We start from the raw sequence: 17,232 nt of genomic DNA on the forward strand, positions 1-17,232 counted from the left end.
AACAGATCCAATTACAGACGCATCTCACGCTCAGCTTCAGACAGGCTTGCCTGGAAAGCTTCGCGGTTAAAGAGGCGGTTATTCATGTAAGAGATCAGAGGCTGAACCTGTTTCTCAGGCAGCTCAATACCCAGAGCCGGAAGACGCCACAGGATCGGAGCGATGCAGCAATCCACAATAGTGAACTCTTCGCTCATAAAGTAAGGCAGCTCTTCGAAAATCGGGCTGATACCGATCAGACCTTCACGCAGCTCTTTACGGGCTTGCTCAACAGCTTTCTCATCCTTGTTCGCTGTGATGATATCAACATGTACACACCACTCACGCTGGATACGGTGCATCCACAGACGGCTCTGTGCACGGGCAACAGGATAAACCGGCAACAACGGAGGATGAGGGAAACGCTCGTCCAGATACTCCATCATTACGTTCGGCTCATACAGAACCAGATCACGATCTACCAGCGTGGGCAGGCTGTTGTATGGATTGATATCGGCCAGCTCAGCAGGCTTATTGGCTTCAAGGCAATCCAGAATATCTACAGCAACTCCCTTTTCTGCTAGCACAATACGAACACGATGGCTGTAATGATCTTCACCGTTGGAATAAAACGTCATCGAAGAACGCTTGGCTGCTACACCCATTGTCTAACCCCTATCAAATTTTCAGGCCCATAATAAAAGCATAACTTTGCTCTCTGAGCAAAAAAAGCGCGCAACCGCAAAGGGCTGCACGCTCTTGTCATCGCCGGCTAACGATTAGTGAATATCGCGCCAGTACTCTTTCTTCAGCAGGTATGCGAAGAAGAACAGAATTACGATGAAACCCAGTACCCATGGAGCGATACGGTTGCTTTCCAGCTTGGAAGGCTCACCAGCATATACCATGAAGTTAGTCAGGTCGTAGACAGCTTTATCAAACTCTGCCTTGCTCATCGCACCCTCTTTGGTGATCTTCAGGCAGCTTTCGCCAACCTGCTTACCTGTCAGAGGATCAACTTCTGCTACGTGATGGTTAGGATCACAAACTTTTTCCTGAATACCCTGCAGAGGAGCCAGAACGTTTGGCATACCTACATCAGGGAATACAGCATTGTTTACGCCCCAAGGACGGCTGTCGTCAGCATAGAAGCTGCGCAGGTAAGTGTATACCCAGTCAGCACCACGCAGACGAGTCTCAAGACTCAGATCCGGAGGAGCTGCGCCGAACCATACAGCTGCATCTTCTTTCTGCATAGCGATACGCATCTGATCGTTATACTTCAGAGAGCTGCTGAAAATCAGGTTTTCTTCAATCACGTCCTGAGGAATACCCAGGTCTTCAGCTGTACGCGCGAAACGCTGGAACTGTGCAGAGTGACAACCCATGCAGTAGTTCACGAACAGTTTTGCACCATTCTGCAGAGACGCTTTGTCGTACAGGTCAGGTTCCATTTTATCCAGGTGAACATTACCGCCACCTGCTGCAAGCGCCGTAAACGGTACCAGCGCTAAAATCAGTGCAATCAGTTGCTTTTTCATTAGCCTGTAACCCTCTCTGGCACTGGTTTAGTGGATTCAAACTTGGTGTACCAAGGCATCAGAATGAAGTACGCGAAGTAGATCGCAGTACACAGCTGTGCCAGAGCAGTACGGCCCGGAGTAGAAGGCAGCGCACCCAGAACACCCAGAATAATGAAGCTGATCGCGAACAGAACCAGGAAGATTTTGCTGATCCAGCCTTTGTAGCGCATAGAGCGAACAGGGCTCTTGTCCAGCCAAGGCAGAACAAACAGAATCGCAATCGCAGCACCCATTACAACCACACCCCAGAACTTAGCGTCTAAGCCAAACATAGGGAAGGTAATCGCACGCAGCATCGCGTAGAACGGCGTGAAGTACCAAACAGGAGCAATGTGATCAGGAGTCTTCAGCGGGTTAGCCGGCTCAAAGTTCGGCGCCTCGATGAAGTAACCACCCATGGTCGGTGCATAGAAAATGATCGCACAGAACACGAACAGGAACACAGCTACACCTACGATATCTTTCAGGGTGTAGTAAGGGTGGAATGGGATACCGTCCAGCGGGATGCCGTTCTCATCTTTGTGTTTCTTGATGTCGTTACCGTCTGGGTTGTTAGAACCCACTTCGTGCAGAGCAATGATGTGCAGAACAACCAGAGCCAGCAGAACGATCGGCAGCGCAATAACGTGCAGAGCGAAGAAACGGTTCAGAGTGATGCCGGAGATCAGGAAGTCACCACGCACCCACTGCGCCAGATCAGGACCAATGCCCGGAATTGCAGTAAACAGGGAGATAATTACCTGAGCACCCCAGTAAGACATCTGACCCCATGGCAGCAGGTAGCCCATGAAAGCTTCAGCCATCAGAGCCAGATAGATCGCCATACCGAAGATCCAGATCAGCTCACGAGGGGCTTTATAGGAACCGTACATCATGCCACGGAACATGTGCAGGTAAACAACCACGAAGAATGCAGAAGCACCTGTGGAGTGCATATAACGCAGCAGCCAGCCGTATTCCACATCACGCATGATGTATTCTACGGAAGCAAAAGCGCCTTCAGCACTTGGGTTAAAACTCATCGTCAGCCAGATACCGGTCAGGATCTGGTTAACCAGTACCAGCAGCGCCAGAGAGCCGAAGAAGTACCAGAAGTTGAAGTTTTTAGGAGCATAGTATTTGCTCAGGTGATCTTCCCACATAGCCGTAGCCGGGAAACGATCATCAATCCAGCCCATCAGGCCCGGATTACCTTTATTACGGTTACCAGCCATTATGCTTTCTCCTGATCTACACCGATTACGATAGTAGTGTCTGACTCGTACTTGTACGGAGGAACCTCAAGGTTCACAGGAGCCGGAACACTCTTATAAACACGGCCAGCCAGGTCAAAACGGGAACCGTGACACGGACAGAAGAAACCACCCAGCCAGTCTTCACCCAGATCAGCAGGAGCCACTTCCGGACGATAGGTAGGAGAACAACCCAGGTGAGTACAGATACCGATCATTACAGCATACTGAGGCTTGATAGAGCGCAGTACACCAGTCACGTACTCAGGTTGCTGTGGAACTTCTGAATTCGGATCAGCTACCTGATCGTTCAGTTTTTCCACGTTAGCGATCATTTCAGGCGTACGGTGAACAACCCATACAGGTTTACCACGCCATTCAATGGTCATTTGCTGACCCGGTTCCAGCTTAGAAATATCAGCCTTAGCCGGTGCACCTGCCGCCCGTGCTTTCGCACTTGGGTTCCAGGATGCTACAAAGGGAACCGCTACCCCAACAACGCCCACTGCACCAACTGCAGATGTTGCGCCGAGAAGGAAACGGCGACGCCCTTTGTTTACGCCGTCATTACTCATCGTAAGGTCTCTCCCATCAACCAACCCGTTAAATTTCAAAGGGTTATGCAACTTAAATTAAGCAACTTAACCCGTTGCCATTTTTCACGGAAAATAAATGGCACAAATAGTAAAAAAATCGGCACCGCAACACAAGGGAATATAACCCTGTAAAAATAATGCCTTAGTTGCATATCCGGCGCGAAGGCAGCAAGGTTAAACCTTACGTTTAAAAGCCGCTTGAGCCAGATCAACTTAGAGATAGATAGTTGTGCTGCGGGCAAAAAAAACGCCCAGACGCAAGGGCCTGAGCGCTTTTTGATAACAAACCGATAAAGGTCTGTAAGCGAATTAACGCTTGGAGAACTGTGGACGCTTACGTGCTTTACGCAGACCCACTTTCTTACGCTCAACTTTACGAGCGTCACGGGTTACGTAACCAGCTTCACGCAGAGACTTACGCAGAGTCTCATCGTACTCCATCAGAGCGCGAGTTACGCCCAGACGGATAGCGCCAGCCTGACCGAAATCACCACCACCTTTAACAGTGATGTTCAGGTCGAACTTTTCAGTGTTCTCAGTCAGCTCAAGTGGCTGACGAACAACGATACGTGCAGTAACACGACCGAAGTATTCATCCAGAGGCAGACCGTTTACAACGATGTTGCCAGAACCAGCGCGCATAAATACACGAGCTGTAGAGGTCTTACGACGACCGGTACCGTAATACTGAGTTGCAGACATGTTTATCTTCCTATTAAAGTTTCAGTTCTTGCGGCTGTTGAGCTGCGTGTGGGTGGTTTTCACCAGCATACACTTTCAGCTTTGCCTGCATTGCACGACCCAGAGGGCCTTTTGGAAGCATGCCTTTAACGGCCAGTTGGATAACACGCTCTGGAGCGTGATCGATCATCTGGTTGAAAGACATAGACTTGATACCGCCGATGAAACCGGTGTGACGGTAGTACATTTTGTCTTTTGCTTTGTTACCAGTAACATTCACTTTTTCAGCGTTAACAACAACGATGTAGTCACCGGTGTCAACGTGAGGAGTGTACTCAGGCTTGTGTTTACCGCGCAGGCGACGAGCCAGCTCAGTAGCCAAACGACCCAGGGTCAGACCTTCTGCGTCGACAACATACCAGTCGCGCTTTACGGTCTCTGGTTTTGCACTAAAAGTTTTCATAATTAATAGCCTATATCGGTCTTACGATCAGAGATTCATTCCCGTCCCGATGGACCAGTTGCCTATTTTTATTGGTTGCAGATCCATTGCAACGTTCATTACCTTAAAAAAGGAGCGCGAAGTATAGCGACTTCATCGGTCAAAGTTAAGCCCCTTAACCGGCAAATCCGTTAAATATTTCGCGCCTCCATCTTTAAGAAAAAAGTGTCGCGGCAAAAGCCTACGGGCGATGCTCACGAGCCAGATATTCATGTGACTGCATTTCCAGCAGACGGGAAACTGTTCGGTCAAATTCAAAACTCAGGTTACCGCCCAGATACAGATCCGGAATACCGGCTTCAGCCGAGATAATCAGCTTCACGTTTCGATCGTAAAACTCATCAACGAGATTGATAAAGCGACGCGCCTGATCATCTGTATCACGTTTCATCTGAGGCACATCACTCAGAAATACAGTGTGGAACTCTTTTGCCAGTTCAATATAGTCATTCTGACTACGCGGGCCATCACAGAGCTCATCAAAGTCAAACCAGACCACATCGTCGTGGATACGCAGAGTTTTCATCTGACGGTGGTTAATCTCGATAGCGATATCGGTCTTACCTTCACCCAAGGCAATACTCTTAAAGCTTTTGGTCAGACTTTCATTGGCTGCCGCATCCAGCGGATAGTGGAAAATCTCAGCCTGCTCCAAAGCTCGAAGACGGTAATCAACACCGCTATCCACATTTACCACTTCAGTGTATTGCTTCAGAAGATCGATCGCTGGCAGGAAACGTGCACGTTGCAGACCATTCTCATAAAGGCCATCAGGCACAATATTAGAGGTAGTCACCAGAGAAACACCGTTTTTGAACAGCTCTCCCAGAAGACCCGCCAGAATCATGGCATCTGTAATGTCTTTTACAAAAAACTCATCCAGACACAGCACACGAATCTCAGATGCCAGATTGGAAGCAACCAGTGTCAGAGGATTCTTCTCACCATCAAATTTGCGCAGATCATCATGAACACGCTGCATAAAGCGGTGGAAGTGGACACGCATCTTTTCGTCAAACGGCAGACTGTCGAAGAAGGTATCAACCAGGTAAGTTTTGCCTCGGCCAACACCGCCCCAGAAGTACAGCCCCATCGCAGGCTCTTTAGCTTCCGGCTTACCAAACAAACTCTTCAGGAATGATTTTTTAGGCGGCTGATACGCAACCAGATCATCGTACAGACGCTGCAGATGCTTCACCGCCATCTCCTGTGCCGGATCATAGCTGAAGTCATCGCGTTCAAGATCTTGTTTGTAGCGCTCTAAAGGTGTCATAAATCTGCTTCCGAAGGTTGTACAGAAAAAACCACTATGTCACTTAAGTTAAGTGCAGCCATCAGCGAAACCTGAAGATAAGAGACGGTGAGGCCAAAAATTAGTGGGCGGCATTATACCGGTTTGCACAGCAACACCCAAACACAGACCTTAGCCTTAAAGAATGAATATCACCCATATATAGAAGAAAGAAGATTTATGGCTCGCATTAAATCCAATATTTTATATATTTGAATAATATGCGGTTGGTCTTCGTGACCGAATACCCTGTATAATAATCAGCACGTTAGGACATCATTGCTCTTTGCCGATGTCATCCAAGTAGTTAAGGAGTCATTTATGGAAGCCAATATCGACTGGACCCTTATTATTCTGACCTTTATCGTGGGCTGTGGTGTTGGTGCGCTGATCTATCACCTGCTGAATGCTAACACTGGTGAAAGCTCGGATCTTAAGCAGCGCATGAATCAGAAAGAGATGGAACTGGCCCGTCTTAATGAGAATGTCAGCGAACACTTTGCCCGCACCGATGAACTGCTGGCAAACATGGAAAAAAACTATCAGAGCCTTGTTGGACATCTGCAGAGTGGTGCTGAGAGCTTCTGCGATGATGCATCGCTTTACAAACGCATCAGCAAAAAAGGTCGCAGCAGCCAACAGGATTCCTTCGACGGTGATGACTATCAGGTACCGATGGATTACGCTCCGAAATCATCAGGAACCCTGTCCGAGGACTTTGGCTTAGAACGGGAAAAAATACCAGAGCCACCTAAAGGCCTCTGACCCTCAAACTGAGACTCCTCCCTGTAAAAAAACCCGGTTTATACCGGGTTTTTTTCATCCAGAGTAATATGTTCAATACCATAATTATCCTGTAGCCATCTGCCCAGCGCCAGCACGCCGTAACGCTCGGTCGCATGGTGACCTGCAGCAATATAGGCCACCCCCAGCTCTCTGGCTGCATGAACGGTGTTTTCCGAGATCTCGCCACTGATATAAAGGTCACAACCAGCATCAGCCGCCTGCTCAATAAATCCCTGCGCAGCTCCGGTACACCAACCGATTTTGTTGATCTCTTTCGACAGCTCTCCAATCACCAGTGGCTCACGATCCAGCTCTCTGTGAATACGCTCTGTAATCTGACCAAGGGTTTTATCCCTTTTAGCGCTTCCCACCAAGCCTATGCTTCTGGGGTTACCTGCGTCCAGACCATCAGTAACCTGCCAATCAAGAATTCGCGCCAGCTCAACGTTATTACCTAGCTCATTATGGGCATCCAGTGGCAAGTGATAAGCCAGCAGACTGATATCATTTTTGATCAGAGTAGAAAGTCTGCGGTATTTCATACCGGTCAATGTCTGAGATTCATTCTTCCAGAAATAACCGTGATGCACCAAAAGCGCATCAACACCTTCTGCCACAGCCTGATCCAGAATATTCTGACTGGCTGTCACTGCAGTCGCAATTTTACGAACCTGAGGGCGACCTTCGACCTGCAGGCCATTCGGGCAATAATCTTTAAACGATTGTGAGTCCAGCAAAGTATCTAACTGCTTAACCAGTTCCTGTAACGCCAGCATCTAACCACTCCAAAACAACTTGTTATACAAACAACATCATAACATGGGTAAAGCGCGACGATTTACCACAGCCAGCCTCTCACTAAAGAGCGACATAGACTGTCATCCGATTGAATTTTACGTTACAAACACCATATAAACTGAACCCTGTCCGAATCAGTAATGAGTTTTTCATGAAAAAACTATTTCGCTATTTATCCATACCGGTATTAGCTGGCGTTGTGATTGGCCTGACCATCAACCAGCAAACCTCGCCTGACAACACCAAAAATGCGGCGAGCCCCAAGCCTGTATTTGTTGAAGCTGCACAGGCCGCTAATACACCGAAACTCAGCGGTCCTTTCAGCTATTCCGATGCGGTAAAACAAGCATCACCTGCAGTGGTGAATATTTATACCAGCAAAATTATTGAACAACGGACCCATCCCTTATTACAGGATCCGGCCTTCCGACAGTTTTTTGGCTACAACGGTGTACCTCGCCAGCAACGACTGCAATCGAGCCTGGGTTCTGGCGTGATCGTCAGTGCGGATGGCTATGTTCTGACCAATAACCACGTTATTGCCGGAGCCGATGAGATCAAAGTAGCCCTGAAGGATGGCCGGGAGACGATTGCTCAAGTCGTTGGTACCGACCCGGAAACTGATCTTGCGGTTCTCAGCATCCAACTGCCGGACCTTCCTGTCATCACGATTGCGCCTTCAGATGATATCGAAGTTGGCGATGTGGTTCTGGCAATCGGCAACCCTTTTGGTGTTGGCCAGACGGTAACCATGGGCATTGTCAGCGCTACAGGCCGGGATCAGTTGGGCATCAATACCTTTGAGGATTTTATTCAGACTGATGCGGCGATCAACCCGGGTAACTCCGGCGGAGCACTCATCAATCCACGGGGAGAATTACTGGGGATTAATACTGCTATCTTCAGTAAATCTGGCGGTTCACAGGGAATAGGCTTTGCTATTCCATCCAACCTGAGCCGCCAGATTATGATCGATATTATCCGTGAAGGTAGCGTAGTTCGTGGCTGGCTCGGGGTCGAAGTTCAGGAGCTGACTCCGGCATTGGCGAACTCTTTCGGCTTTCGGGATGGTCGCGGCATCCTGATTGCGGGACTGCTTCGTAACGGGCCTGCTCATCTGGCCGGTATGCAACCAGGAGATATCATCACTCATGTCGAAGGGGATGCCGTTATCAGCGGGCGAAGCACCATGAACAGGATTGCCCAGAAACGCCCGGGTGAAATGATCGGTATTACAGTATTCCGCTCCGGAGAGACGCTGACACTGTCAGCAGAAGTGGGCAGGCGCCCTACTCCACCACAGAATCAATAATCTAAATACCGGTGACATAAAAAAGCCCCTGCTGTTGAATAACAGCAGGGGCTTTTTTGAATCAGGCGGAAAGCTTAGAAATGAACTGTTGCACTTGCATACAGGCCGCTTGCTGTAATATCAGCGTTAAGATCGCCAACATCATCCAGCTCAATACCAAAGTTACGATAACCAACCTCGGCACCTAAATCCACAACAGCAAGAGGTGCCGCTGCAGCAATATAAAAGCGCTGATCAGAAACGGTTACACCACCAACGCTCAGATAATTAACCAATGCCCCCGCTGAAACAGGGAACGGAGCAAAAGGTAGGTCTACTGCTGCTTTTCCGTAAAATAATGGAACCGGGGTATCAATATCTAATGAGTTACTATCAATCGTAATCTCACCATTAAGCTGACGAATCGTCAGACCTGCATCCAGATTTAACCAAGCTAAGCCATCCAAGAACTCATAATAAGCAGTAAAATCAGTGTGACTCAGATCAACTGTACTTTTTACGGAACCATTATAAGCCTGGCCATTAAAGGTACCCGTAATAGATCCGGAACTGTTTTCTGACAGACTGGTATTTTCAATACGCAGGTTAGGAACAACAGGAATAGGGTGCTCAACAGCAACATAGAATGTATTAGCCGTAGTATCGGAATAACCCAGATCCTTCTCAATATCGAAGTTTGTCGCAGATCCTGAGCTAAAGTTACCACTCAAATCCGGTTGCCACATGCCTAAACCAGCATGCAGACCTATTGTATCTGCCTGAGCACCCATGGCTGCGAACACTAAACTTAAAGGAGCTAATTTTTTCAACATCGAGGAAACCTCTGTCCATGAACTTTAGGGGCTATTGTATGCAAAATTAGTCTTGCGCCCACTTTTATCTGTATTTTTTCAATACCATTCGGTAACTCTGTGATCTGGCTCACAGGCTATTACAAACCCAACTTTTTATACCAAGGCACGGACACCTCATCACTGCTGATCTTTTGAGTCCCCACCGCTTTCAACTGGCCAGCAGGCAGATTAAAGACCTGTTTTGCACGACCATCCGACTGCGCCTCAAAACTGACGGCAACATCCGCATCCGGTAGGCCTCTTCCACGCCAGCCCGTAAGATCAAAAGTAAACTCTTCACCGGATTCGGAGCGAATAACGCCTTCCTGAGTCGCCGCATCAAAGGAAATAATCAGGCCTTGCATAAGACAGGTCTCCAAAAGAAAAATTCAGACAGGGAAATAATGAAGAAATATCAGGGCTCAGACCAGAGAGCTAATGGACGTGCAATCTGCTCCTGAATAAGCCTCAGGTTCACATGACGTAATTGCCGCGTAAGCTCCTGACCATCCAGAGAAACAATCAACGTAGGGACAGACAACACCTGAAAGCGGCTTGAAGCCTCCGGGAAACGAGACAAGTTTAACCAACGAAACTCGGCCTTATAGCCCTGAGACTCAGCCCACTGAGGCAACTTGATTTTCAGGGCATCGCAAACACCGCAATCCGGCGTTGAGAACAGCAGAAAGGCTAAACCGGATGAAACAGCCATCTCATCCGGATTACAAGCCTCTACAAAGGCAGTCATTATCAATCTCTATGATCAGATAAGGTGATCGAGACAGAATCGGAGAAACGAAGTGCATGAGGCTTATCTACTTCAACCTGAGCAACCTGAACCTGCTCATAAGACATGATGATATCGAGAATTTCCCGGGTCAGGCGCTCTAAAAGGGCAAAACGGTTATTTTCCACATGGGCGATAACCGCCTTGGTAATCGTACGATAGTTCAGCGCTTCATCAATATGGTTGAAGCTAACTGCGCGGTCAGCCAGATACTGAATCGTGATATTGATGATGACGTCCTGCTTATTCACAATCTCATCTTCATTGATTCCAATATAAGTACGCAGTCGCAGATTCTTAATCTGGATAGTTGCCAGATTGTGACCACGACTGGCGTTACTTACGGCATGTAATGGCATATCAGATCCTTATCCGGGCAACCGCCCAGGCAAAATAAAAGAGCTTATTTGCTGATCAGCTGCAGGTATTCCATGCGGGTAGACTGAGACTCACGGAAGGCACCCAGCATGACAGAAGACTTCATCACAGAGTTCTGTTTTTCTACACCGCGCATCATCATACACATGTGCTTGGCTTCAATAGTCACCGCAACACCACGAGCACCGGTTACCTGCATAACGGCATCAGCAATCTGTTTGGTCAGATTCTCCTGAATCTGCAGACGACGAGCATACATATCAACAATACGTGCAAACTTGGATAAGCCCAGTACCTTGCCGGAAGGCAGGTATGCGATATGGCATTTACCGATAAAAGGCAGGATATGGTGCTCACACATGGAGTACAGCTCGATATCCTTAACAATAACCATCTCATCGGTTTCTGATTCAAAAACCGCACCATTGGTCACACTTTCCAGTGTCTCGTTGTATCCCTTGGTCAGATACTGCATCGCCTTTGCAGCTCGCTTCGGAGTATCCAGCAGACCTTCACGCTCAGGGTTCTCACCCAGTTCAGTCAGGATAGTTTCGTAAAGACCGGTCAGTTTTTCTGTCATTGCAGTGCCTTAGGGTTAATCAAAATCAAGATATATGATCTCTGACTGATATAGAATCCTCCCGGAACTTTACGCTACAGGCTGAATCCATAAGGCTCAGAGATTGATCGGCTGTTGTAAAAAAGCGGCAATCATAGCGCACTTTCGTCATCGACGGGGTGCGACAATTTGTCCATTTTACCTGACCATCCCAGTCAAGCATAATCTTTGCGCGTAAAATTTAGCCTCGACATAAATATCCGGAAAAAGCTGTTTGTTCAGAGAAACACTGTCGCTGTCTCGGGATATACAGCAAAAACAGACTAATTATCCGGATCTGTTATACTGCGCACGCTTTAAGCCAGATCATCAGGCTGCATCATTTTTTGATGTGATACGGGATTGATTTTGAAGATAAATTCTTCCCGTATACCGAGCATTCTGCAGCCCAGATCATAACAATCGGATACCCGGGCAGAGCATTTCTGCCCCGCATATCCGGCTAATTCTGTACTCCAGCTCATTGACGGAGCGGCGTACAAAACCTGTACTAACTGAGACGGTGAGCTATGAAACGATTACTGACATCTGTTGCCCTGCTAGGAGCCTGCCTACCCGCTTTTGCTGAGTCATCTGCAGCGGAAGGTTACCAACTGCCCACGGACACCGTTCTGAAAGTACAGGTTCTGATCGACAAGAGCATCTCTCAGGGTGAAACTGTTTCTCACCTGCTGCTGAAAGCGACCGGTTCTGAAACCGGTGCAACCCTTCCGGAGCGTTGCCTGCTGTCTGCTGATGCAGAAATTGATAGCGGTAAACTGACTCTGCACGTTAACCGCGCTCTGTGTGTTGAACCTAATGGTCATATCTTTGATGGTGTAATGGATGCGGTTGTGATCAACAATGCGGGCAGTCAGGGTATTTCTGAGCCATGCGTTGGCTCTACCTGCAACAAAGCAGTATTGCAGGCAGGTGTCGATTACCGTCTGAAGCTGCAGCAATCTGCTGATATCGCTCTGGTTGTTAACCAGACTGAACAGATCAATATTCAGCGTCGGAACTACAACCCGGATGCCGCCTCTGCACAGTAATCTGGTCCCGACCTGAATCAAAAAAGCCCCGTGAAGTGATCTTCACGGGGCTTTTTTACAGCTGAAACAAAGCGATCAGCAATTTACTGATCCCGACTTCCGATTACTGATAATGATTTCTGGCCACAGCCATTCCATCGTATTTCTTCTTCGCCTTAACGACTTTCTCGATGTATTTACGGGATTCCGCACTAGGGTGGCTACGATTCAGCTTCACATAAACCTGTTGCGGTGTCAGGCTATTAATCACCTTAACTGCATGTTTACGATCCCTTGAGAAAGTACGCAGTACGTTACCCGCCCCACCGTTATAAGCTGAAATGACACAGTATTCCCGCGCCAGAGGATGCTTAACATCCTTCAGATAGATATCATCCAGAATACTCAGATAAGCGGTTCCGGTATCGATATTATTGGTCGGATTAAACAGATAGCTGCGGGTCGGCTGGTCATTGCGCTTTTTAATACGCTGAAACACATCACGGCCAGCAGTACTCGGCACCACCTGCATCAGGCCATAAGCCGGAATATGACTGGTGGCGTAAGGGTTAAAGTGACTTTCTGTCTCCATAATGCTGTAGATCAGAGATTCCTGTACGCCATACTGCTGTGCCGACTTACGCACCAGATCTTCATATTTCTGCCCACGAACCTGTTCATGGTTCGCCTCCATCGGAATCTCAATCCGATAGATAGTTTTACCGCCGGAGTTAACCTTCTGCAGTTTATTCTCCACCAGCCAATCGGCGTAACGGTTCGCCCGCCACTCCCACTTCACAATCACACCTTCGTGATCCTTAACCTGACCTTCCAATACAGAAGGGCCGCGCAGAGTGATCCCCTGATCCGAAAACAGCTCAGGATCACGGGCGTTATCCGGCGTCAGCAGGGTAGTCACAATCGCTTCCTGAAGGCGCTTCTTATGATCACGCTCCTCAACTGTCTCCACAACGATATTACCCTTGGCGAAATCCACTTCACCACGGCTGGTATAACCGGTGCCATACTTTACGTACTTATCGGAACCTGATTCATGGACATTACCATCACCCCAGTAGCCCCGAGCTTTCTGCTTAAGTTTCTGCACCTTCTGCTCGTACTGGCGATACTCTTTTTCCAGTTCCGACCTGTACTGTTCATACTCCTTAGCCAGGGCGGGATAGCGGGAGATCCAGGTTGCGGCCTCCTCATCCTGAATTGCCTTGGCTACCGGCGAGCTTTCCTGAGCGATACCAGAACTAACCACTGCGGAAGACGATGCCGCTGCCGGTTCACGCTTTGGCGCACTACTGAAGATAGAACTGAAGCCACCCGGTGGCGGTTGAGGCACCAGACTCTTGGGAGGCTTTACCTGTGAGGTATCCTGACTTCTGCTCTGGTGGCCGGAGGTATTCACACAAGCGGTCAACAGCAGAGTGGTACACACCAGCGTAACCGTGCGCCAGCGAGGAAAAAGCCTCTGAAGTGTATTCTGCCCGTCTTGGTGATTTGCCGATGATTTCAACATCCCTGCCTGCTACCTCTGGTACTTCAAATAGGGTTTTACAATGAGTGATACGATCCGGGAGAAATTTTAAAGAGATCCCCCGGTTTGTCCATTCAGACCATCAAAACAATGACATAAGCCTCTGTCTGAGCTTTAGAGCATTACCCCTTACAGGTAAGGATTTAACGCAATGGGAGGTTGTGCCAACAGAGCCTTTTGTTGCTCAAGGCTATTGATATGCTCCTGCCACCAATTAGCTCCACCAAAATGACTGAATGCCGCTTTAAAAGCCGGATCTTCCCAACGCTGCGCCAACCAACCACTGTAATAGATAATGCGCAGGGTGCGTAGCGGCTCGATTAAAGCCAGTTCCTGACGGGGAAACTCACGAAATTCTTCGTAACCTTCTACCACTTCCGACAACCATTGCTGTTGCTGAAGAGCATCACCGGATAACAGCATCCAGATATCCTGCATCGCAGGGGCCATGCGGCAATCATCAAAGTCCAACAGCATGAGTTCATTATCACGCCAAAGCATATTACCGCTGTGACAGTCTCCCTGAACACGAATCAGAGGGGCATCAGTCTGTTGCAACCGTTTTTCACATTCCGTCAGAAGCTCATCCGTAAGGCTGCGGTAGCGCCCTTCAAAGGATTCCAACAGCCCGCTTTTGAGTACTTCCTGCTGACCAATACGGCCATAGTCAGCGACATTCAGTTCCGGACGATGCTGAAATGGTTTAACCACACCAATGCTGTGCAATCGCCCCAGAAAACGCCCCAACTCAAACAGGTGATCTTCATTATCCAGCTCAGGCGCATGACCACCTTTACGGGGGAAGAGTGCAAAGCGATATTCTTCACCACCGGTTCCTGTAAAACGATGCAGACTTGCCTCATTATGCAGAATGGGCGCAACCACATTCATACCCGCCTCAGCCAGCTCCAGAGCAAAGCTGTGCTCTTCCAGTATCTGCGCATCGGTCCAGCGGTTAGGACGATAAAACTTAGCGATTAAAGGCTGACCATCATCAATACCAACCTGAAAGACACGGTTCTCATAACTGTTCAGCGCCATCACCCGGCCATCACAGTAAAAGCCCAATGACTCCACAGCATCCATAACACGATCAGGGTTGAGTTGATAATAAGGAGTCGCCTGAAGCGCAAGAGCCGCTTCAGAAGCTGAATGATCGTGCTGTGACATGATGACCGCCTTTGTCAGAAACTAACCGCAAATAAAACTAACCATAAATAAAGTGTTATCGCCGGGAAGGAGTCCGGGCTAGTGCCCATACCTGAACCGAACGGGCGCCATTATCCCTTAACAGCTCAGCAATAACATCCGCTGTTGCACCTGTGGTGACCACATCATCGACTATTGCGACAGAACAACCTTCCAGTTTTGCTCTATGGGATAACTCGAAACTTGCGGTCAGATTACTTAAACGCTGACGACGGTTGAGCTCATGTTGCGGCGGGGTATACCTCACTTTTTTCAGCCAACTCATCTGAACCGGAATATCCAGTGATCGGCCTATAAAATCTGCAAGCTGAGCAGCCGGATTAAAGCCCCGTTTGAAGCGACTGCGCCAATGGGTCGGAACGGGCAGGATAAGATCTGGCAGCAATAGCCGCTCGGATATGATCTCTGCTTTTAGATGATCACTTAAAAGCGACGACACAAGACGGGAATAAAGCAGGCTGCCCTGACTTTTAAACCGCTGGATAACGAGGCTCAACGGCTCCTGATAAAGGTAGGGACTAATGATCCGCTCATAAGTAGGCTGCCGCTTTTGACAGCGACCGCACATTAGCTTCTGAGATGCATCCTCTCCGTCCTGCGACAGAGGCTCGGCACAGCAATAACAGGAGGCACCGTTGACCAATAAGCTATTTAAGCAGCCTTCACAAAGCAGACCACTGGCACTGTCGATTTTCTCTCTACCCTTGTCAAAGCTCTGAGCGCAACGGCCATGACACAGCAAACACAACCCCGGTAAACACTCTGACCTGATTCTATTCCACAGCATATCTATCATCCATGACACCTATTAGCCCAGCCCCCAAACCCTCGGTCAATCACTGCGTTACCCTAAAGGCGAAAACAGGTTTACGGTAAACCATGAAAACAAAACAAGGTTGACAGCTTCCCTCTGCCCGCTATGATCTCACCATCGAATGGTTTTGAATTTAGCACAGGAATTTCCATGACAGCATCCACTGCGGCAGCATCCACCACGGCACCTCGTCACGACTGGTCTCTGCAGGAGGTAGAAGCACTGTTCGCTCTGCCACTGAACGATCTTCTGTTTAAAGCCCACAGCATCCATCGTGAGAACTTTGATCCGAACGCGGTACAGGTCAGCACCCTGCTGTCGATCAAAACCGGTGCCTGCCCGGAAGACTGTAAGTACTGCCCGCAGTCCGGCCACTACAACACAGGCCTTGCCAAAGAGCAGCTGATGGAAGTGCAGAAAGTACTGCAACAGGCTAAAGCCGCCAAAGAAACCGGTGCCAGCCGTTTCTGCATGGGTGCCGCCTGGAAATCCCCTAGCAAAAAAGACTTCCCGGTTGTGCTGGAGATGGTAAAAGGCGTGAAGTCTCTGGGTCTGGAAACCTGTATGACTCTGGGTGCGCTGGATAAAGATCAGGCCAAAGAGCTGTCTTCCGCAGGCCTTGATTACTACAACCACAACCTGGATACCTCTCCTGAGTACTACGACCAGATCATCACCACCCGCAGCTATCAGGATCGTCTGGATACCCTGTCTCACGTGCGTGATGCCGGTATGAAAATCTGCTCCGGCGGTATTCTGGGTATGGGCGAAGAGGAAACCGACCGCGCCAAGATGCTGATCCAGCTGTCGAACCTGAAACCGCATCCGGAAAGCGTGCCGATCAATATGCTGGTTAAAGTGGAAGGTACCCCGCTGGATCAGGTGGAAGATCTGGATCCGATCGATTTCGTTCGTACCATCGCGGTTGCCCGCATCATGATGCCGCAATCCCATGTTCGTCTGTCTGCAGGTCGTGAAGAGATGAGCGATGAGATGCAGGCGATGACCTTCTTTGCCGGTGCCAACTCTATTTTCTATGGCGAGCGCCTTTTGACCACCGCCAACCCGCAGGCCGATAAAGACCGCCAGCTGCTCACCCGTCTGGGCATCCACCCTGAGCGTCGTGAAGCACCAGTTGATGAAGCAACCCATGAAGCCGCACTGAAAGAAGCGATCACCGATCAGAAGAACAGCGAAATGTTCTACGATGCCTCTCAGGCAACGTCCGGTGAAGCTGCAGGTCGTGAACGCAAGCCTTGTGGCCTGGTGGTTTAAG

General features: G+C 48.9%; 20 protein-coding genes. 4 read left to right on the forward strand and 16 right to left on the reverse strand.

Going from position 1 to position 17,232, the window contains the following annotated elements; translation table 11 throughout:
* Positions 1-11: 11 nt before the first annotated feature.
* The 7 genes from BV405_RS09790 to zapE all read right to left on the reverse strand — a co-directional run bounded on the left by BV405_RS09790 (position 12) and on the right by zapE (position 5,846).
* Positions 12-644 (reverse strand): glutathione S-transferase N-terminal domain-containing protein, encoded by a 633-nt coding sequence (locus BV405_RS09790; protein ID WP_086480671.1) that lies wholly within the window; start codon positions 642-644, stop codon positions 12-14.
* A 114-nt stretch (positions 645-758) separates the two neighbouring features.
* Complete coding sequence (locus BV405_RS09795; protein WP_086480672.1) at positions 759-1,520, reverse strand: cytochrome c1; 762 nt, start codon at positions 1,518-1,520, stop codon at positions 759-761.
* Positions 1,520-2,776 carry a cytochrome b gene (locus tag BV405_RS09800; RefSeq protein WP_086480673.1) on the reverse strand — a complete coding sequence of 419 codons (1,257 nt, stop codon included), beginning with the start codon at positions 2,774-2,776 and terminating at the stop codon, positions 1,520-1,522. The genes BV405_RS09795 and BV405_RS09800 overlap by 1 nt, the downstream gene beginning before the upstream one ends.
* A complete protein-coding gene (petA, locus tag BV405_RS09805; protein ID WP_086480674.1) occupies positions 2,776-3,369 on the reverse strand; it encodes a ubiquinol-cytochrome c reductase iron-sulfur subunit in 594 nt (197 codons plus the stop codon). Before petA ends, BV405_RS09800 begins: the two co-directional genes overlap by 1 nt.
* A 330-nt stretch (positions 3,370-3,699) precedes the next feature.
* Positions 3,700-4,092: a 30S ribosomal protein S9 gene (rpsI, locus tag BV405_RS09810; protein WP_086480675.1), complete on the reverse strand. Its 393-nt coding sequence runs from the start codon at positions 4,090-4,092 to the stop codon at positions 3,700-3,702.
* A gap of 13 nt (positions 4,093-4,105) precedes the next feature.
* Positions 4,106-4,534 carry a 50S ribosomal protein L13 gene (gene rplM, locus BV405_RS09815; protein WP_086480676.1) on the reverse strand — a complete coding sequence of 143 codons (429 nt, stop codon included), beginning with the start codon at positions 4,532-4,534 and terminating at the stop codon, positions 4,106-4,108.
* 220 nt (positions 4,535-4,754) lie between these two features.
* Positions 4,755-5,846: a cell division protein ZapE gene (zapE, locus tag BV405_RS09820; protein ID WP_086480677.1), complete on the reverse strand. Its 1,092-nt coding sequence runs from the start codon at positions 5,844-5,846 to the stop codon at positions 4,755-4,757.
* A 339-nt stretch (positions 5,847-6,185) separates the two neighbouring features.
* Between zapE and BV405_RS09825 the strand changes: the two genes are divergently transcribed.
* A complete protein-coding gene (locus BV405_RS09825) occupies positions 6,186-6,629 on the forward strand; it encodes a Z-ring associated ZapG family protein (RefSeq protein WP_086480678.1) in 444 nt (147 codons plus the stop codon).
* A gap of 38 nt (positions 6,630-6,667) precedes the next feature.
* Here the strand turns inward: BV405_RS09825 and BV405_RS09830 are convergent, their stop codons facing one another.
* Positions 6,668-7,426, reverse strand: coding sequence for a Nif3-like dinuclear metal center hexameric protein (locus tag BV405_RS09830; RefSeq protein WP_086480679.1), 759 nt, complete (start codon positions 7,424-7,426; stop codon positions 6,668-6,670).
* A 173-nt stretch (positions 7,427-7,599) separates the two neighbouring features.
* Here BV405_RS09830 and BV405_RS09835 point away from each other — a divergent pair, with 173 nt between their 5' ends.
* On the forward strand, positions 7,600-8,760 hold the full coding sequence (locus BV405_RS09835; RefSeq protein WP_086480680.1) for a trypsin-like peptidase domain-containing protein: 1,161 nt from the start codon (positions 7,600-7,602) through the stop codon (positions 8,758-8,760).
* A 74-nt stretch (positions 8,761-8,834) separates the two neighbouring features.
* On the opposite strand, the gene BV405_RS09840 is transcribed toward BV405_RS09835, so the two are convergent.
* The 5 genes from BV405_RS09840 to folE all read right to left on the reverse strand — a co-directional run bounded on the left by BV405_RS09840 (position 8,835) and on the right by folE (position 11,338).
* Positions 8,835-9,572 carry a TIGR04219 family outer membrane beta-barrel protein gene (locus tag BV405_RS09840; protein WP_086480681.1) on the reverse strand — a complete coding sequence of 246 codons (738 nt, stop codon included), beginning with the start codon at positions 9,570-9,572 and terminating at the stop codon, positions 8,835-8,837.
* Positions 9,573-9,691: 119 nt separating this feature from the next.
* Positions 9,692-9,958 (reverse strand): hypothetical protein, encoded by a 267-nt coding sequence (locus tag BV405_RS09845; protein WP_086480682.1) that lies wholly within the window; start codon positions 9,956-9,958, stop codon positions 9,692-9,694.
* 50 nt (positions 9,959-10,008) lie between these two features.
* Entirely contained in the window at positions 10,009-10,341 is a 333-nt protein-coding gene (locus tag BV405_RS09850; protein ID WP_086480683.1) for a thioredoxin family protein, read from the reverse strand.
* Between the two features lie 2 nt (positions 10,342-10,343).
* The gene (folX, locus tag BV405_RS09855) at positions 10,344-10,739 is read right to left on the reverse strand and encodes a dihydroneopterin triphosphate 2'-epimerase (protein WP_086480684.1); all 396 of its coding nucleotides are present in this window, start codon (positions 10,737-10,739) and stop codon (positions 10,344-10,346) included.
* Between the two features lie 44 nt (positions 10,740-10,783).
* Positions 10,784-11,338: a GTP cyclohydrolase I FolE gene (gene folE, locus BV405_RS09860; RefSeq protein WP_086480685.1), complete on the reverse strand. Its 555-nt coding sequence runs from the start codon at positions 11,336-11,338 to the stop codon at positions 10,784-10,786.
* A gap of 548 nt (positions 11,339-11,886) precedes the next feature.
* Between folE and BV405_RS09865 the strand changes: the two genes are divergently transcribed.
* Positions 11,887-12,408, forward strand: a complete 522-nt coding sequence (locus BV405_RS09865) for a hypothetical protein (protein ID WP_086480686.1) — start codon at positions 11,887-11,889, stop codon at positions 12,406-12,408.
* A 103-nt stretch (positions 12,409-12,511) separates the two neighbouring features.
* On the opposite strand, the gene BV405_RS09870 is transcribed toward BV405_RS09865, so the two are convergent.
* From BV405_RS09870 to BV405_RS17670, 3 genes are all read right to left on the reverse strand, one after another.
* Positions 12,512-13,834 carry a murein transglycosylase domain-containing protein gene (locus BV405_RS09870; RefSeq protein ID WP_176330104.1) on the reverse strand — a complete coding sequence of 441 codons (1,323 nt, stop codon included), beginning with the start codon at positions 13,832-13,834 and terminating at the stop codon, positions 12,512-12,514.
* Positions 13,835-14,062: 228 nt separating this feature from the next.
* The gene (locus tag BV405_RS09875; RefSeq protein WP_086480688.1) at positions 14,063-15,103 is read right to left on the reverse strand and encodes a serine/threonine protein kinase; all 1,041 of its coding nucleotides are present in this window, start codon (positions 15,101-15,103) and stop codon (positions 14,063-14,065) included.
* A 55-nt stretch (positions 15,104-15,158) separates the two neighbouring features.
* Positions 15,159-15,527 (reverse strand): ComF family protein, encoded by a 369-nt coding sequence (locus BV405_RS17670; RefSeq protein WP_217895620.1) that lies wholly within the window; start codon positions 15,525-15,527, stop codon positions 15,159-15,161.
* A gap of 579 nt (positions 15,528-16,106) precedes the next feature.
* Between BV405_RS17670 and bioB the strand changes: the two genes are divergently transcribed.
* Positions 16,107-17,231, forward strand: coding sequence for a biotin synthase BioB (gene bioB, locus BV405_RS09885; RefSeq protein WP_086480690.1), 1,125 nt, complete (start codon positions 16,107-16,109; stop codon positions 17,229-17,231).
* Position 17,232: the final 1 nt, after the last annotated feature.

The organism is Oceanospirillum sanctuarii (assembly GCF_002150805.1).
In the GTDB taxonomy this organism is placed as follows: domain Bacteria; phylum Pseudomonadota; class Gammaproteobacteria; order Pseudomonadales; family Halomonadaceae; genus Oceanospirillum; species Oceanospirillum sanctuarii.

What these genes read in the sequence shown, in the direction of transcription:
- BV405_RS09790 (WP_086480671.1), bottom strand. Translation starts at nt 644, where the DNA reads ATGGGTGTAGCAGCCAAGCGTTCTTCGATGACGTTTTATTCCAACGGT.
- BV405_RS09795 (WP_086480672.1), bottom strand. Translation starts at nt 1,520, where the DNA reads ATGAAAAAGCAACTGATTGCACTGATTTTAGCGCTGGTACCGTTTACG.
- BV405_RS09800 (WP_086480673.1), bottom strand. Translation starts at nt 2,776, where the DNA reads ATGGCTGGTAACCGTAATAAAGGTAATCCGGGCCTGATGGGCTGGATT.
- petA (WP_086480674.1), bottom strand. Translation starts at nt 3,369, where the DNA reads ATGAGTAATGACGGCGTAAACAAAGGGCGTCGCCGTTTCCTTCTCGGC.
- rpsI (WP_086480675.1), bottom strand. Translation starts at nt 4,092, where the DNA reads ATGTCTGCAACTCAGTATTACGGTACCGGTCGTCGTAAGACCTCTACA.
- rplM (WP_086480676.1), bottom strand. Translation starts at nt 4,534, where the DNA reads ATGAAAACTTTTAGTGCAAAACCAGAGACCGTAAAGCGCGACTGGTAT.
- zapE (WP_086480677.1), bottom strand. Translation starts at nt 5,846, where the DNA reads ATGACACCTTTAGAGCGCTACAAACAAGATCTTGAACGCGATGACTTC.
- BV405_RS09825 (WP_086480678.1), top strand. Translation starts at nt 6,186, where the DNA reads ATGGAAGCCAATATCGACTGGACCCTTATTATTCTGACCTTTATCGTG.
- BV405_RS09830 (WP_086480679.1), bottom strand. Translation starts at nt 7,426, where the DNA reads ATGCTGGCGTTACAGGAACTGGTTAAGCAGTTAGATACTTTGCTGGAC.
- BV405_RS09835 (WP_086480680.1), top strand. Translation starts at nt 7,600, where the DNA reads ATGAAAAAACTATTTCGCTATTTATCCATACCGGTATTAGCTGGCGTT.
- BV405_RS09840 (WP_086480681.1), bottom strand. Translation starts at nt 9,572, where the DNA reads ATGTTGAAAAAATTAGCTCCTTTAAGTTTAGTGTTCGCAGCCATGGGT.
- BV405_RS09845 (WP_086480682.1), bottom strand. Translation starts at nt 9,958, where the DNA reads ATGCAAGGCCTGATTATTTCCTTTGATGCGGCGACTCAGGAAGGCGTT.
- BV405_RS09850 (WP_086480683.1), bottom strand. Translation starts at nt 10,341, where the DNA reads ATGACTGCCTTTGTAGAGGCTTGTAATCCGGATGAGATGGCTGTTTCA.
- folX (WP_086480684.1), bottom strand. Translation starts at nt 10,739, where the DNA reads ATGCCATTACATGCCGTAAGTAACGCCAGTCGTGGTCACAATCTGGCA.
- folE (WP_086480685.1), bottom strand. Translation starts at nt 11,338, where the DNA reads ATGACAGAAAAACTGACCGGTCTTTACGAAACTATCCTGACTGAACTG.
- BV405_RS09865 (WP_086480686.1), top strand. Translation starts at nt 11,887, where the DNA reads ATGAAACGATTACTGACATCTGTTGCCCTGCTAGGAGCCTGCCTACCC.
- BV405_RS09875 (WP_086480688.1), bottom strand. Translation starts at nt 15,103, where the DNA reads ATGTCACAGCACGATCATTCAGCTTCTGAAGCGGCTCTTGCGCTTCAG.
- bioB (WP_086480690.1), top strand. Translation starts at nt 16,107, where the DNA reads ATGACAGCATCCACTGCGGCAGCATCCACCACGGCACCTCGTCACGAC.